Origin of the sequence: Cohnella herbarum, assembly GCF_012849095.1 — a bacterium.
Taxonomy (GTDB): Bacteria; Bacillota; Bacilli; order Paenibacillales; family Paenibacillaceae; genus Cohnella; species Cohnella herbarum.
Genome location: NZ_CP051680.1, coordinates 3,335,940 through 3,351,376 on the forward strand (window position 1 = coordinate 3,335,940; position 15,437 = coordinate 3,351,376).

At 51.8% G+C, this 15,437-nt stretch carries 17 protein-coding genes and 1 riboswitch; of the genes, 6 read left to right on the top strand and 11 right to left on the bottom strand.

The window, feature by feature from the left end; genetic code table 11:
* Window positions 1–68 precede the first annotated feature (68 nt).
* A complete protein-coding gene (locus tag HH215_RS14895; protein ID WP_169280617.1) occupies window positions 69–536 on the top strand; it encodes a cupredoxin domain-containing protein in 468 nt (155 codons plus the stop codon).
* 60 nt (window positions 537–596) lie between these two features.
* Window positions 597–908 (top strand): dehydrogenase, encoded by a 312-nt coding sequence (locus tag HH215_RS14900; RefSeq protein WP_169280618.1) that lies wholly within the window; start codon window positions 597–599, stop codon window positions 906–908.
* A 75-nt stretch (window positions 909–983) separates the two neighbouring features.
* On the opposite strand, the gene HH215_RS14905 is transcribed toward HH215_RS14900, so the two are convergent.
* The 7 genes from HH215_RS14905 to yyaC form a co-directional block, all read right to left on the bottom strand.
* On the bottom strand, window positions 984–1,346 hold the full coding sequence (locus HH215_RS14905) for a hypothetical protein (protein WP_169280619.1): 363 nt from the start codon (window positions 1,344–1,346) through the stop codon (window positions 984–986).
* 190 nt (window positions 1,347–1,536) lie between these two features.
* Window positions 1,537–2,244 carry a PilZ domain-containing protein gene (locus tag HH215_RS14910; protein WP_169280620.1) on the bottom strand — a complete coding sequence of 236 codons (708 nt, stop codon included), beginning with the start codon at window positions 2,242–2,244 and terminating at the stop codon, window positions 1,537–1,539.
* A 97-nt stretch (window positions 2,245–2,341) separates the two neighbouring features.
* Window positions 2,342–2,429, bottom strand: a riboswitch (cyclic di-GMP riboswitch).
* Between the two features lie 98 nt (window positions 2,430–2,527).
* On the bottom strand, window positions 2,528–4,183 hold the full coding sequence (locus tag HH215_RS14915) for a histidine kinase N-terminal 7TM domain-containing diguanylate cyclase (protein ID WP_254450494.1): 1,656 nt from the start codon (window positions 4,181–4,183) through the stop codon (window positions 2,528–2,530).
* Window positions 4,184–4,359: 176 nt separating this feature from the next.
* Complete coding sequence (locus HH215_RS14920) at window positions 4,360–5,523, bottom strand: class I SAM-dependent methyltransferase (protein ID WP_169280621.1); 1,164 nt, start codon at window positions 5,521–5,523, stop codon at window positions 4,360–4,362.
* Window positions 5,524–6,189: a DUF6483 family protein gene (locus tag HH215_RS14925; protein ID WP_169280622.1), complete on the bottom strand. Its 666-nt coding sequence runs from the start codon at window positions 6,187–6,189 to the stop codon at window positions 5,524–5,526.
* Between the two features lies 1 nt (window position 6,190).
* Complete coding sequence (locus HH215_RS14930; protein WP_169280623.1) at window positions 6,191–6,988, bottom strand: alpha/beta fold hydrolase; 798 nt, start codon at window positions 6,986–6,988, stop codon at window positions 6,191–6,193.
* A 24-nt stretch (window positions 6,989–7,012) separates the two neighbouring features.
* On the bottom strand, window positions 7,013–7,528 hold the full coding sequence (yyaC, locus tag HH215_RS14935) for a spore protease YyaC (protein ID WP_169280624.1): 516 nt from the start codon (window positions 7,526–7,528) through the stop codon (window positions 7,013–7,015).
* 185 nt (window positions 7,529–7,713) lie between these two features.
* Here yyaC and HH215_RS14940 point away from each other — a divergent pair, with 185 nt between their 5' ends.
* From HH215_RS14940 to HH215_RS14950, 3 genes are all read left to right on the top strand, one after another.
* Window positions 7,714–7,935, top strand: coding sequence for a DUF1128 domain-containing protein (locus tag HH215_RS14940; protein ID WP_169280625.1), 222 nt, complete (start codon window positions 7,714–7,716; stop codon window positions 7,933–7,935).
* Window positions 7,936–8,155: 220 nt separating this feature from the next.
* On the top strand, window positions 8,156–8,332 hold the full coding sequence (locus HH215_RS14945) for a hypothetical protein (protein ID WP_169280626.1): 177 nt from the start codon (window positions 8,156–8,158) through the stop codon (window positions 8,330–8,332).
* A gap of 37 nt (window positions 8,333–8,369) precedes the next feature.
* The gene (locus HH215_RS14950) at window positions 8,370–9,278 is read left to right on the top strand and encodes a LysR family transcriptional regulator (RefSeq protein ID WP_169280627.1); all 909 of its coding nucleotides are present in this window, start codon (window positions 8,370–8,372) and stop codon (window positions 9,276–9,278) included.
* Window positions 9,279–9,364: 86 nt separating this feature from the next.
* Here the strand turns inward: HH215_RS14950 and HH215_RS14955 are convergent, their stop codons facing one another.
* The 4 genes from HH215_RS14955 to HH215_RS14970 are packed head-to-tail and all read right to left on the bottom strand — an operon-like array spanning window position 9,365 to window position 14,139.
* Window positions 9,365–10,303 carry a hypothetical protein gene (locus HH215_RS14955; protein WP_169280628.1) on the bottom strand — a complete coding sequence of 313 codons (939 nt, stop codon included), beginning with the start codon at window positions 10,301–10,303 and terminating at the stop codon, window positions 9,365–9,367.
* A gap of 45 nt (window positions 10,304–10,348) precedes the next feature.
* The gene (locus tag HH215_RS14960) at window positions 10,349–11,953 is read right to left on the bottom strand and encodes a UDP-glucose--hexose-1-phosphate uridylyltransferase (protein WP_169280629.1); all 1,605 of its coding nucleotides are present in this window, start codon (window positions 11,951–11,953) and stop codon (window positions 10,349–10,351) included.
* A gap of 14 nt (window positions 11,954–11,967) precedes the next feature.
* A complete protein-coding gene (gene galE, locus HH215_RS14965) occupies window positions 11,968–12,954 on the bottom strand; it encodes a UDP-glucose 4-epimerase GalE (protein WP_169280630.1) in 987 nt (328 codons plus the stop codon).
* A gap of 3 nt (window positions 12,955–12,957) precedes the next feature.
* Window positions 12,958–14,139 carry a galactokinase gene (locus HH215_RS14970; protein ID WP_169280631.1) on the bottom strand — a complete coding sequence of 394 codons (1,182 nt, stop codon included), beginning with the start codon at window positions 14,137–14,139 and terminating at the stop codon, window positions 12,958–12,960.
* Window positions 14,140–14,317: 178 nt separating this feature from the next.
* On the opposite strand from HH215_RS14970, the gene HH215_RS14975 reads away from it, so the two are divergent.
* Complete coding sequence (locus HH215_RS14975; RefSeq protein ID WP_169280632.1) at window positions 14,318–15,184, top strand: AraC family transcriptional regulator; 867 nt, start codon at window positions 14,318–14,320, stop codon at window positions 15,182–15,184.
* Window positions 15,185–15,437: the final 253 nt, after the last annotated feature.

The following is a 15,437-nucleotide window of genomic DNA, read 5'->3' on the forward strand; positions in this document are numbered from 1 at the left end:
TTGTCATGACCGGACGGGCCCATGCATAGACTGCGATAGGTGGACAAAGTTGAAGAGGAGAGAGCGGAATGAGCAAAATCGTTATATTAAACCGCAAGAAAATTCAGTTGTACACGGTGATCGCGGCTGTCGTCATCTTGGCCGGCGCATACATCGGTTGGCAGCAATCCAAGCCTGCTTTGGCTCCGATGGGAGATAGCGCGAACGCAAACGCGAACGCCAATGTCATTCAGCTGGTTACGGGCGAGTTTACGGCTACGCTGGATAGCGGCAAGAAGCTCGAAACGTATCTGTTCTATCCCGGTACCGTCGTCGTCCAGAAAGGCGAGCCCGTCGAATTGCGCATTTCCGGTATCAACGGCCAGTCCCATCCGTTCGTCATCGAGGGCTTAAACGTTTCCGGAGAAATCAACAAAGGCAAAACGACGATCGTCCGCTTTACGCCTAAAGAAGCCGGTACTTACTCGATTGTCTGTCAAACCCATGCCGATTCGAAATCGGGCGGCCCCATGGTCGGTTACATCGTCGTGCACTAACGAGTGACCTTCCCTTCATTCCATGCATAGGGTATGGAAAAAGAGGTTGGGTGAAGCCGGATGAAGATGTTCCAGGAGAAGCATTCCTCGCCTCTTCCAAGTCCGCGAACCATTCGCAGGGCATGCGGAAAAGAGCTCTATCGTACGGTGAAACGTTTGAAGCAACACGTCCCCGCCCTTCTTGTTAAGCAGGCAGAAGAGCTTTACGTGAAGCGGGTCATTGGGAATTTGATGTGGATTACGGAGAACCGAAGCAACCGCAAAGCGCTTGCGGATTGGTGGGACGAAGAAGTCAGCGGCGAGATCGCCGAGCTCTGGAACGTCGATCGCGCGAAGCTGATGCAAGCGTTCCGCGATGCGTTCGGCGGCTAAACTACTCGCGAATAAGGGTTGGGCAGCGTATTCCTTCTGCCCAACCCTTATTCCGTTTAATCAACCGCTCTATTATTATCCGATAATAGCGAAAGTTTGCACGCCGGCCGGGATCGTGCGCGTACGGAACAAGACTCCGTTTCTGTTAAATACTCTGAGCGTGAACGCTACGTTCGTAAGCGTACCGATGTTATTGAAGCGAACGACGCCGAACCGATCGAAGTGCGCCGTGGATACGAGAACGTTGCCGCGAGACAGACGCGCGAAAAAGCCGGTCGTATCGAAGGGTACTCCGTTATTTTGCACCCAAACGACGGTCAGACGATGAAAGGTTGGTCGAGTACCCAAGTTTCTTGCACGAAAAGGAGCTTTTGCCCGTTTCACGATTCGAGATTTTTTCGAATCAATTCGCAAGGGTTTGAGACGTTGGACAGCCATAAAATCACTCCTTTGCCACGTTTGATTCAATGTATGTGACAGAGGAGCTTGCCATCACGGACACCCTCCTACCCCTTCGTCCATTTTATGACGAATCCGCGAAAGTTTCGCGGCGTTCTTCGTCACGCGAACGGGATAAAACAAAAACAGGCCTCTCGATGGGCCTGAATCGTTTCGTTTTATTCCAATCTCAACCGTTAAAGTTACGTTTCCTGCTGTGATCTTTACGCGATTGGGCGTTCTTCTGCACCTGTTGCCGTAGAATCAACGCCCTGAGCGGACGAAGCATCTCCGGCTCGAGTACGTGCATCTTAGCCCCGCAGTGCATCCGGTTATCATGCCGTTCCCGACGAACGATCTCCAACTCGCAATTAAATCCGAAGCCGATCTCGATCTTGGCCTTCAAACGCGATTTCGCGGCAAAATGAGGGGAGTCCAATCCGGAAAAGCTGATCCCCGAGATACTTATGTCGTGTATCGTCAGTTCGGCTTCGTTGTTCAAGGGCATTTCTTCTCCCGAATCGCTCACCACGTGCATGATTTGAGCATTACCGCTGATCTCTACCCTTGGATGCTCTCGCCTCTCCTTAAACCGCTTCTGTACGTCCGGCGGCTGAAGCAGAGCAATCGCGCCTTCATACTTGGCGAATACGATCGAAGGCATCGATTGGATACCCGCCGGGGAATACACCGTTAGTTTTACATTCTCCCCTAGCTCGAACTGATCGTATTCCGGGAGCTCGACTTCGAAGAGTTCTCCCTCAAGATGGGTCATAATGCCAGTCGTAACAAAGTTCTTCCCTTCGACGACGGTTCGGCAATGCAGCAGCACGTTTAACGGAAGCAATTCCTTGTCTAACTCGGACATCGAATACTTGTTGTCTCCCGTTTGAGTCATCCCCGCCAAACCACCTTTCTATGACAACTAACTTATAAAAAAAGGCCGCCTCCGATTGGAAGCAGCCTGATTCGCCTTATTCATCCACTAAGGACCCTTCGGCAGCCAGGCTGTCATCGTTCGCGAGAACATTAGACCCTGTGGCTTTGCGTCCTTGCTTTTCAGCAAGTTTGCCTTTATCGTCTTTCGGTATCCGACCCAATGATTAATCTTGGAACGATTGTACCATATTACCTTTAGTCGCGACATAGATTTCTATGAAAATTCGCGTAAAATATTGCGGTTATCGCGCCATGACGACACGGTTTCTTCCTTCGTTCTTCGCTTTGTACAACGCGGAATCCGCGCTGGAAAATACCTCGCGCAAATATTCCTTCGGATCGTCGAACCGGAGGTCCTCGCTCGATTCCGAGAGAACGCCCATGCTAATCGTTACGTGTACCTTCTCCGTGCCGGCATCGACCCAATTGTCCCCGACCGCGAGCATGATTCTCTCCGCCAACAGCTCCGATTGTTCGCGATTCGTATGCGGCAAATAAATCGTAAACTCTTCTCCGCCATACCGAGCCAGAATATCCGTTCTGCGCAGTTTCGTGCGAACGATATCGGCCGTGCTACGAATGACTTCGTCACCGACCAAATGTCCGTATTTATCGTTTATCTGCTTGAAATGATCGATATCGAATAGGAAAATAGCAAACGGAATCTGGTATCTCATATTGAGCAATACTTCATGCTCCAACTGCTGCATCAAGTACCTGCGGTTAAAGCATCCGGTCAACCCGTCCGTGACCGCCATTTGTTCGAGCTTCTGGTTGACCCGGAACAATTCTTCCTGAATCGTGATCAGTTCCAGATTCCGCTCGTGCAGCGCCTCGTTCTTCCGATTCATCTCGACGACAAGCTTCCGCAGCTCCGTGACGTCATGGAACGTAATGATGCGGCCGAGCAACGTTCTTCGATCATCCAACACGGGAGAAATCTGAATGGATACATGCCGTCCCGCGCTTTCTTGCAAGGAAAACTCCATTTGCATTTTCTCGTAAGGATGATGAAGGTAACGATATAAGAACTCGTACGCTTCCCCCTGCGCTTGCAACGGAGCTAGAAACTTCTCCATTTCGAACGTTTCGCCTTTGACCGATTGGACGAACGGAGACGCCCCTTTGTTCACTTCGAGCACTTTGCCGTTCTCGTCCACGACGATGATACCCGTCGTCATATGTTCGAAGATATCCCTCTGAGCCATGCTTAGAATGTCGAACATTCCAAAACGGTAGATCGCGATAACGAAGCACAAGTCGGACAATAGGATACCTAACGCCAGCAATCCCGGAATGACCGGCATCCACTGCGCCAATAACACGTTAACGAGCACGTCCAGAAGCCCGAAGCCCGTTAAGACGAACATGCCGATTAAAGCGGTTGCAAGCTGTCTCCGCTGATTGATGGAACTAACCGTCTTAAGCGTATGGAACATGCTCATCAACGCGGTGAAGAAGTAAGCGAATTGAATCAGCACGAGCAACCAGAACAGCGGCCCGTACATCCGATCCAAATAACTTCCCGATACGGGAGACATGAATTGATAGTTGGGATTCCAAAGAGCGCCGACCACGCAGATAGCCGCCGGCAATATATAGTAGAGTATTCTGCTAACCTTCAACTGGGCGGCTCGTCCGGTAAGAAAAAAGACGAATAGCAGCCAACCCGGCCCGAGCATTCCCATCGCTACGAAGGACATGTTAATGAAGAAGAGCTGGACGTCCGGATAATCCGTCAGCTTTACCGCGAATTGGCCTAGAGGCCATAACATCATAACAAAGTGAAAGGCCAAATATACTTTGTGCGTCTGGGTAATTCTATTAAAAGCGATTACGCCGATAAACAAAATAAATAGCATCACAAAAAGGATAAAATCAGTCCATTGTAAGCCCAAGGCATTCACCTTTTCAGAAAGTGCTATATTTTAAAAATGGATAAGCTTGTTTGATTTTACCATATCCCAGCTTTTATCGACAACCGCTTGGCCTTGAAAACTTACATCTTTAATCAAAATTTACGATAATTAAGGGACTTTTTTACCTTATTTTTGTGACCTTAGACGTATTCACTTCATTGTTTTTCCATAAAAGGTTTAATGCCCATAAAATCCCTAAATTGTGCATACTCCCTTTCGAGCTCCGCGACATCCGTTTTTCCGACTTTTACCGCACGGATGAGAATGTTTTTCGGCGTGTGCTCCAAATCGATGAATTCCAGCAACTGCGTCCTGTAGCCCGCGATTTCAAGCAAATTGGCCCGAACGGCATCCGTCACGAGCGCGGAGAAGCGCTCCTTAAGAAGGCCGTGCTTTAACAGCGGCTTCAAGACGGGTTGCGAGATTTGACGAAACAACTCGTGCTGACAGCAAGGTACGGAGAGAATCACGCTCGCTCCCCATCCAATGGCTTTAAGCAATGCGGCGTCCGTAGCCGTATCGCAAGCATGGAGCGTTACGACCATATCGACGGATGAGTGCCCTTCATAGTCCGAGATATCGCCGACCATGAAGGTCAAGTTGTCCCATTTCAACTCTTCCGCCAGTTTGGAACAAGTCTCGATGACATCCTTCTTGAGATCCAAACCGATAATGCGAACCGGAAGTTCCTCTTTAATCGCCAGCAGATGGTATAACGCGAAGGTCAGATAAGATTTGCCGCACCCGAAGTCCACGATCGTCAACGGTTTGCCGCGAGGCAAGTCGGCTATGACGTCGGACACCATCTCGAGAAAACGATTGATTTGCCTAAACTTATCGTACTTCGCCTTCACGACCCGCCCTTCCGACGTCATAACGCCAAGGGAGATCAAGAACGGGATCCGTTCCCCGTCCTGCAAGACATAGGACTTCGTTCGGTTATGCTCTTGCGGCGCTGCCTCTCTCTTGGTCGTTCTCGAATGAGTAATGAGGGACAGCTCGCCTTTCTTATTCGCTAGAATCTGAACATCGGCCGACGAAGTTTTGAATAGGGCTTGCTTATACTGCTCCATCGTCGTTTGAAGTTGCTCCCGCACCCGATCGGCGGCTACGTTGTCGTGAAACGCTTTGTTGTGCAGATGACGTTCGAATTGATAGAACAGTCCCGTCTTCAGCTTGACCGGACGAACCGTCAGCTTCTTCGGAATCTCCTCGTCCTTGCGCCTCGGCGAACTGAATGAGGCTTGTATGAGAGAGCTTTCGCTCACGATTTCATCTAAAAAAGAGAGCCATTCCCTTGGTTGAGCCTTACCGTTCATTTAAACATTCTCCTTCGTTAGGGCATCCCATTGCCTGCGCCCTTCTTCCATCTCGCTTCTTGGCATTCCGCCCGCCTCGAGCACGGAATCGTCGCGGGAGGAAAGTCTTTCGTAGAAAGCGGCGCCTTCTTCCGCCGTGACTTCCCCCTCTTCCCTAAGCTCATATAACAAATCTTCGGCATCCGTGAACTCGCCGTTCGATTCGTGCCACGGCCATAAAGACGATTTCGTCGTCGTATCGAGTTCGTAAGGGGAAAGCGCCGCCAGCAATTGCGCTATGCGATCGCGAACGTTCCACTCCGCGACTTCGATTTCCATATCGTTCCGGATCAGATACAGGTTCAAGCGCAGCGCTTTCTCGTATCTTGGAAGACTATCGTCCGTTTGCCCAAGATCTTCGAGCAGATCCGCCTCTTGCTGCAGGAACGCCGCAACGACGGCTACCGATTCGGCGTTCGGATTTCCCGTTACCGATAGCATCGATAATAGATCTTGATCCGATAAGCCGATGGCAAGACGGGACCGAAGCCGCAGTTCTTTGCCGAGAAACTCGTCGATCAAATCGAGCGCTTCCTTCTGCTTCTTCTGCTCTTTCAGCCCCATAGCCTTTCCGAGTACAAGTCCCGCTTGGGTGAGCAATCGAATTAAATAATCGCGTTCAAACACTTCAGATCCCCCTATTCCGTTCCAGAAATTCGCCGACATTTGCCGCGAATGCCTGCGGATTCTCCATCATTCCCATATGAGCAACGCCCTCAAGCGTAATCTTCGTCACATTGTCTTTCGACACCGGAAATCTTTTGTCCGGCGGAATCACTTCGTCAAGCTCGCCCGCGAGCAACAGGATAGGAACCTCCAACCGTTCCAGCACATCAACCCGATCTCGCCGGTCTCTCATGCCTAAAGCGCAGCCGGCGGCTCCATCGACGGACGTTCCGTAACCGATGGCTTTCGCTTTCCCGAGTTGTTCGGACAGGTTTGACCGATGTTCGGCCGTAAACAACTTCGGAACGAGACCGTCCACGAAAGGAACGATTCCGTCCTGCCTGATCGCGGATGCCGCTTTAAGCCGATTCTCCTTCGCCTGTTCGGTATCGGGGTATGCCGTCGAGTGCGCTAATCCGATCGTACGCAATCGCTCCGGATACTTCTCCGCGAACGCTAACGCTATGTAACCGCCTAACGAATGTCCGATGAGATCGATTTGCGGTAATTCGAGCTCGTCCATGAGCGCCGCCAAGTCTTCCGCTAATTTCTCCATGGCATATACGCCCTCTCCGGCCGTCGACTCGCCGTGTCCGCGAAGATCCGGAGCGATAACCCTACCGTGGACCGCCAGTAAAGGCAACACTTCGTCCCAATAGCTATGGCTTCCGCAAAAACCATGCAGAACGACGATGGGTCGGCCATTTCCCGCTTCAACGTAAGCTAAGGTCGTACCCGTGGAAAGTTTAATTTTATTCATATCGTACACCCCTTCATATTAGGTTCATGTTCGCCACATCCGACCGATCGCTGCCGAGATTTCGTTAGCCATCCCCATGACGCGATAAAGCGAAGTGGATTGCAAAGTCCAGTAAGGCTTTAAGCTGGTCGCGTTCACGACTCCCGCAATGCTGAACTCCCCTACGGCGCCGAATCCTCTATTAACCGATTGCGCCGGGATTAACGGTCCTTGCCTGACCAGATACGCGCCTATATTTTCGGAACGGCCCAAACAAGCGTCTATCGCAATAATTGTACCCTTTCCTTCCAAGTTAGACACTATCCGAGGAAGGCTATTCGCGTCGCACGGCTCCTTCAACGTTCCTATGACCCTGGTAAAGCCCTGTTCCTCTAACAACGTTCCGACCCACGGCCCTAGACTATCCCCCGTCGAGCGATCGGTACCGATGCACAGGAATGTCACTTCTTCCTTCCTATGTATGGCGGCGATTCGTCCCAAGAAGGCGAACAGCCCTGCCGCATCGACTCGCTCGGCGGATGGCGCAACGCGATCTAACATCCTGTCATCCTCTTTCCCGCTTCGATCGGTTCATTTCTTTCAGGTTACCATTCCGTCCTTCCGAATGCCACTTTATCGCATATCAAACGTTTTTAGCGGCTGTCCGTTATAGTATGGTACAATGAACAATACAATTTACTGTACAATTCACAGCATAACTAATCATGCATGAGAGGAAGTTATCCATGGACTTAAATCAACCGACGCAACAAAACGTCGAATATATGATCGAGGCGATTAAAACAAAGCTGCGAATGGCAACGGGCGCGGCTATGCAAGCCTCGAGTTTTACCGTCGATAAGTACGAGGATCTTAAAGATATTTACGATATGGTAAACTCCAAAGAACGATTCAGCATAAGCGAAGTCGAAGCGCTCGTATCCGAGCTTGGCAGATTGCGGGTATAAGCATCGGCGATGAGAATAAGTGGATAAGAGGCTGCCCAACAAGCGATAAGCTAGGGGGGGCCTCTTTGTTTTTTCCGATTTCCCCGCTTCGATGGATTGTCTAGAAATTGATTGCGTTTCCATCGAAAAAAATGATGCATGTCATGAAAAAGGTTCGCTAACTCGTTCCCCCGCGGCGCTGATATGATGTTTAACAAATATAGAGCGGGGGGCGAAAAAGATGTTGATCCAAGAGTATGTTAACTATAAAATATGGGAAAGCAATCAACGGTTGCTCGCAATGCAGCAGAAACACGGTTTGGATGGTTTGGAAGTCGTAGCCATTCGACCGCGCGTGACCGCAAGGATCATGCGGCTAGTTCGTCTTATCATCGTTAACCTGATCAGACGAACTTAAGAGGTTTATCGTGTCGTGAAAGGGGCGATGTTATCGCGTGGATTTATTATACATGAGATCTTTCTTGGAAGTCGCGCGTTGCCAAAGCTTCACGAAAGCGGCGGAAAACCTCGGATACGTTCAATCCAGCGTAACCGCGCAAATCCAGAAGTTAGAAAACGAGTACGGAGTCGTGCTATTCGAGCGATACGGGCGCACGATGAAGCTAACCTCGGCAGGAGAGCAGTTGCGCGAAACTTTCCAGCATATCGTGAAAATGTACGACGATTCCAAGCGGCTTATCGCCCGGCAAGCCAAGGGAAACCTGGAAATCGGTACGATCGAATCGCTTATGGCCTTCTACCTCCCTCCATTGTTTCACCGTTTTCTGCAAAGCTTCCCGGAAATCAATTTACAAGTCCATCCCGCCCTCGAATCGAACATCCTGCAATCCATCAGATCGGGAGAAATAGACTTGGGCATTCTTCTTCACCGACCGTTCATTGACGACGATATCGAATCGATCATTATTCGCAGAGAACCTCTCGTGCTCGTCGCCAATCCGGGGCATCCCCTTTGCGCGTCAGATCAGGTCAGCGTCGCCGAGTTGGACGGTCAATTTCTCATCGTTACGGAGCAAGGTTGTTCTTACCGAGCCGCCTTCGAACGGTTGCTCGGCCAGAATGGCGTCACCTATCATATTCACCATGAGTTCGGCAGCCTTGAAGCCATCAAGCAGTGCGTAAGTTATGGACTCGGAATTGCTCTAGTGCCCGAAATATCGGTAGTCCGCGAATTAATCGAACAAAGATTGGTTGCTTTGCCCTTCTCTCATCCCGACATTATTTTCTATACGCAAGTCATTCATCATAAGAAAAAATGGCTGAATCCCGCCATCCGCCATCTGATCGAATTGTTATCGGAGACGAATAGCGACTTGGCATCCTCTTCGTTGCTTACCTCCTGAAAGCAGCTATAAGAGCCAAAACCCGCCTCGCGTCGATCCGCGGGCGGGTTTTACGTTTCACGAATCCAAGTCTAACATAACGGCAACTACCGTGTGACGTAAGGTTGTAACTTGGAGACGGCATCTTCCAAGCCTATCGCCCGCAAGTCCAGCCCCTGGACGACTTGCCACGTCTCCGTATGCTCAACGGTCGCACCGGAGTCGACCTCTTGCAATTCGCCTAACGTCTCCAGCTCCAACATCAGGCTGTTCGTATACAATTCGAACGATACTCCGAAATCCGGGTAGTTTCCGCCTGCGACCGGCTTATAGCTTTTGATAAACGTATCCCCGTGGTTGCTGTAAGCTGCCCATCCCGCTTCATTATCGCTACCGAACTTATAAGGCGTCGGGCCTTCCCCTTGATCGACGATCAATTCCGATTCCGTGAAGGATATTCGGGAATCGTTCAATCGATTATAAGGCCACATAATAAATCTACGATTCGGCAGAAGTCCGTTGTCCGCTCCGGTCATCGGGACTACTGCGCGTCCGCCTGCCCCCATAACGGACAATGCCCATGGAGCGAATGAGATCGGCCAAGCGCCCGTGTTCGTTACGCGATGAACGACCCGGATGGCCGGAGAGGAAATATCCAAGCGAAGCTCGATTTCCTTCCGAACCTGATTCCAACGCTCTTCCTTCGGACGCAGCACGATCGCACCCTCTCCGGACTTCTCCCAATCGACGGGGTCGTTATCGGGATACGTCGCGCGCGGAATCCGTTCAGGGCTCGTCCATAAACGGTGCCCTCCGTAGATGTTCCAGCTCCCGCCGCCAACCGGTACGAATGCATCGCCGCCCTGTTGAATTTCTTGGTTGTCGTCTTCGAAGAAAAGATTAACTCCCCCTTGCGAGGAAAGGTGGATGATGCGCGGGCCGAAATCCAAGGTGGCGAGCAGTTCCGCTCTTCCATTGCTCAACGACACGCAGCGCCCCCACTTGTCATGCTGAACTTCTTGGATCGAAACGTTCGATAGTGACATCCGGCTGTTGTTCCCCTCTCCGATAATAAGCGTAGTACGTATGTTCTAACGCGATGCGATAATCGCCGATGCTCCGAGAAAACGATAGAACGCCGCTCTTCCGCTTTCGGTCCCTTTGTATACTCCGGCGTCTTGCAGGACGGCGTAGAACTTATCCCCTACGTCCGCTTGAAGCAGCAGTTGAACGGCGGCGTCGGAGCCATCCGTACCGTACAGATCGACCAACGTCCAGATCCAGTCCGCGTGTTTATTCAGCGGATGCTCCGGCGCGGCGATCGCCGACTCCTCGTAAGGAGTTCGACCCGTCAGTATGTCCGCGATCTGTCCGAGTTCAAGCTCGAGCCTTCCCGGCAATACCGCTAACCCCATCACTTCGATCAACCCGATATTTTCCTTCTTGATGTGATGGAGCTCCCGATGAGGATGAAATATGCCGTCCGGGTGCTCCGCGCTAGTCCGATTGTTCCGGAGAACCAAATCCAGCTCGTATTCCCCGTTATCCTTAACCCTGGCAATCGGCGTTACCGTGTTATGTTCCGTTCGCCCCGAATCTCGATCGGTATGTGCGAGAATGTCAGCCGAAGGATCGCTGTAACCTCTCCACTTAGCCAGTATGTCTGCGGCAACATTAAGGATGGCCCGACGATTGCTCGAACGTAAACGAAGTACGGACATCGGCCATTGAACTACGCCCAAAGTGACTTCGGGCTCGGATGAACTGCTCAGCCATTCCAGCACGGGAGCCGTCTCCATCGGGAATACATGGCGTCCCCCTTGGAAATGATCGTGGTTCAATATCGACCCGCCCACGATAGGAAGATCGGCGTTGGAGCCGATAAAATAGTGCGGGAATTGCTCGACGAAATCGAGCAGCCGTTCGAACGTAACCGGAGAAATTTTCATCGGAACATGCTCTCCGCAAAAAATGATGCTGTGCTCGTTATAGTAAACGTACGGCGAGTACTGGAAAAACCAGGACTCCCCCTGAAGCGAAACCGGCAGAACCCGTAAATTCTGACGAGCGGGATGATCCGGACGACCGGCATAACCGACGTTCTCTTTGCATAGCAAACATTTCGGATAGTTGGACTGCGGTAACGTCTTAAGCAGGGCGATCTCCTTCGGATCCTTCTCCGGCTTGGATAAGTTAACCGTAATCTCTAGCTCTCCGTCGGGGGTACGATGTTTCCAATAACCGTTCTTCCGAATGCGATCCATGCGAATATAATTGGAATCGATATTCAGTTTATAGAACCAATCCGTAGCCCTGACAACACCCTCCGCAGCGCTAATACTCTGGAACTGCCGATTCGTCTCGGACGGTCGCGGCATTAATAACCCCATGATCCGGGCGTCGAACAGATCCCTGAACGTTAACGTGTCATCCGGTAAAAGCCCCTTCGCGACCGCCGCATCCAATAAAGGTTCCAGCAGCGGAACCGGGCTATCCGGAAGCTTATCCGCTTCAACCCGTACGTTTTCCGCCGGCTCCTTAACGACAATCAGATCCAGCAGCGCGTTACGCGCCGCATCGTAATCCAGTCGTTCTATAAGTCCGTTATGAAGCGCGAAAGCAACCAATTTCTCGATCGCTTCCGCTAGCGAATGTTCGGATGTTGCCGCCGGGATCGATGCGGAATCCTCTTTCATGCCTTTACCTCCCCTTACTTCTCGTAACCGTTAGGATGCGCGCGGTGCCATTCCCACGAGCTGGATACGATATCTTCCAGTTTATAGCGGCTTGGCGTCCAACCCAGCTCACGGCGGGCACGTTCCGACGAGGCGATAAGTACGGCGGGGTCTCCCGCGCGCCGAGGCTCGATCTTAGCCGGAATCGCATGACCGGTAACCTGTCTGGATACGTCGATCACTTGTTTAACCGAATATCCATTGCCGCTGCCCAGGTTATAGATGGCGCTTTCCTCTCCTTTGCGAAGCCGCTCCAGAGCTAAAATATGGGCATCCGCCAAGTCGCTGACATGAATGTAATCGCGTATGCACGTGCCGTCTTCCGTTGGGTAGTCGTCGCCAAACACCGAAATATGCTCGCGTTGTCCAAGGGCAACTTGCAGAACTAGCGGAACCAAGTGGGATTCCGGGTTATGGTCCTCGCCGATCCGACCGGAAACGTGAGCTCCGGCCGCGTTGAAATAACGCAAAGACACGAACTTGATTCCGTGGGCAACATCGAACCAGCGAATCATTTTCTCCATGGCGAGTTTCGTTTCCCCGTATGCGTTCGTAGGTACGGTACGGTCGTATTCGTCGATCGGTACTTTTTCCGGCTCTCCGTACGTGGCGGCCGTAGAAGAAAAAACGATACGCGAAACGCCGGCCTTCTGCATCTGTTCTAGCAGGCATAATGTTCCGTAGACGTTATTATGATAGTATTTGCCCGGATCCTTCATGCTTTCGCCGACCAAGGAGTTGGCCGCGAAATGGATCACGCCGTCGATATCGTTCTCCCGAAATACGGTCGCCAGAAAATCCGCGTCGCGCAAATCTCCTTCGTACAGCTTTCCGCCAAGAACGGCGTCTCTATGCCCTTGGTACAAATTATCGACGATAACGACTTGCTCGCCTCTCTCCAACAAAGCCGCAACCGCGTGAGAACCGATATATCCGGCTCCGCCCGTAACGAGAACTGCCATAATTTACGCCTCCCCTTCGATTTGGCGAACTCCGTCGCCGATGTCGCATACATAGAATGCCGGTTGCAGCCCCGTTGCCGCTTCGTACTTGCTCCCGACTTCGGCTATGAACCGTTCAACGGAATCTTGGTGTACCAACGATACCGTGCAGCCCCCGAATCCGGCACCCGTCATCCGGGATCCCAGAACGCCCGGAACGGAACGAGCAGCGTCTACCATCGTATCGAGCTCGATACCGGTTACTTCGTAGAGATCGCGCAAGGAATCGTGCGAGCCGTTCATCAATTGTCCGAACGCGGCCAAGTCGTTGTTCTTCAGAACTTCCATCGAGCTCGCGACGCGGTTAATTTCCTCGACGACATGGCGGGCGCGGCGGCGAACGGTCTCGTCCTGGATCAGATGCTCGTTCGTCCGATACTCCTCCAAAGTCAATTGGCCAAGCAAAGTAAGTTCGGGAAAAGACTGTTTCAGATCTTGAACGGCCTGTTCGCATTGGGAACGGCGTTCATTATATTTGGAGTCCACGAGTCCGCGGCGTTTGTTCGTATTGCCGATGACCAGCTTGTAATCTCCTGATTCGAAAGGAACGAGTTCATATTTCAAAGTATCGCAATCTAGTATAATCGCATGGTCTTTGCGGCCGTTAGCTACGGCGAATTGATCCATGATGCCGCATTTGACGCCCACAAACTCATTTTCCGCGTGCTGAGACCAGAGCGCGATCTGGACCGTATCCGTAGGTTTCCCCTCCATTGTAAGCAAGGCGAAAGCCGTAACGACTTCGATGGAAGCCGAAGAAGATAAGCCCGCTCCGTTCGGAATCTCTCCATGATACAGGAGGTTATACCCGCGGCTCAGGTCGATTCCCCTTTGCTTGAGCTCCCAGACGATCCCCTTCGGGTAATTCGCCCAGTCGTCCGCTTCATTAAAAGCTACGTTATCGAGCGGGATTTCCGTCGTTAACGGGAAATTCGTCGATGCGAACCCGAGCGTGCGATCTTCTCTCGGAGCAATAAGCAACGTCGTTCCGAACGTCAGCGCAGCCGGAAAAACCGAACCGCCGTTATAATCCGTGTGTTCGCCGATCAGATTAACCCGGCCAGGCGCTTGAAAGATCGAGATATTGGATTCGCTTGCGCCGAATTGTTCGATGAACTTCTGTTTCAACTCCGTTAGCTGTGCCATTGGGAATATCAACTCTCCTTGGAATATCGTCTTATGGTCTTATTATAACGAAATTCGCGAGATTCGCGAAATGGCATGATATGCTTTCTATATGGAGAAATGTGACTTCGCGAGGAGAAAATAGAGCTGATTCGTGTTATCATTACTGCAGATTGTTCCGTTTGGGGGCCGTTACTTAATGAGCAAAATCGCCACGTACCGGGTCGTATCCAATCCCGTCAACTTTACGGCCCGCGAATTGACCGTCCTGTTCGCGGGAGAAAGCCAAACAAGGCCATTGCATCGCATTGGCCCTAAAGTCGTCGACTATTACTTGCTTCATCATGTGGTATCGGGCAAAGGGAAGTTCCGAATCGGGAAGATCGAAGCGGAGCTCTCCGTCGGGGACAGCTTCCTCATCCATCCCGGACAGCTGTTCCATTACGTATCGGACGAGCAGGATCCTTGGCGTTACCGATGGGTCGCCTTTGCGGGTACGCAATCGGCATCTCTCGTTGCCGAAGCGGGACTCGACCTCGAGCATCCGATCGTGAATTCCGGTTCAAGCAAACTCCCTGCCGAACGATGCCGCTCCATCTTCGAAGCGTTCCGCGAACGCGGCGGTTCCGCCTCGCTCATCGCCTCCGGGCATCTTCATCTGCTGTTCGCAAGCCTTCATGAAGCTACCTCGGAGAGCATGAATACGCCTCTGCGCCCGGATTCGCACAGCGAGGAATTAGTCCGGCAAGTCGTCGGTTACCTGTCCACTCAATATGCCGAGCCCGTAACGATCGAAGGAATGGCGGAGACGCTAGGTTATAACCGCGCATATCTGTCCCGCTTGTTCAAGCAGCGCGTCGGCATCTCGCCGGTTACTTTCTTAACGAAGCTGCGGGTCGACCACGGCAAACGCCTGCTGCGGGAACGTCCGGAACTCACCGTCGAGCAAATCGCTTCATCCGCCGGATTCCAAGACGCGCTCTATTTCTCTAAGCAATTCCGCCGCTTGCACGGCCAATCTCCGACCGAATACCGGGTTTCGGTCGGGAGGGCGCTACAGACATAATCGTTAAGCATTGCGTAACGGGCGGTTCGTCTGGTTGGCCTCGCCTTAGTCGTATTTTGCGACAATGAGAGGACGGTTCGTCCGGTTGGCCTCGCCATAGTCGCATTTTGCGACAATGAGAGGGCGGTTTGTCCGGTTGGCCTCGCCATAGTCGCATTTTGCGACAATGAGAGGACGGTTTGTCCGGTTGGCCTCGCCATAGTCGTATTTTGCGACAATGAGAGGACGGTTTGACTGCTTTGCCTCACCATAG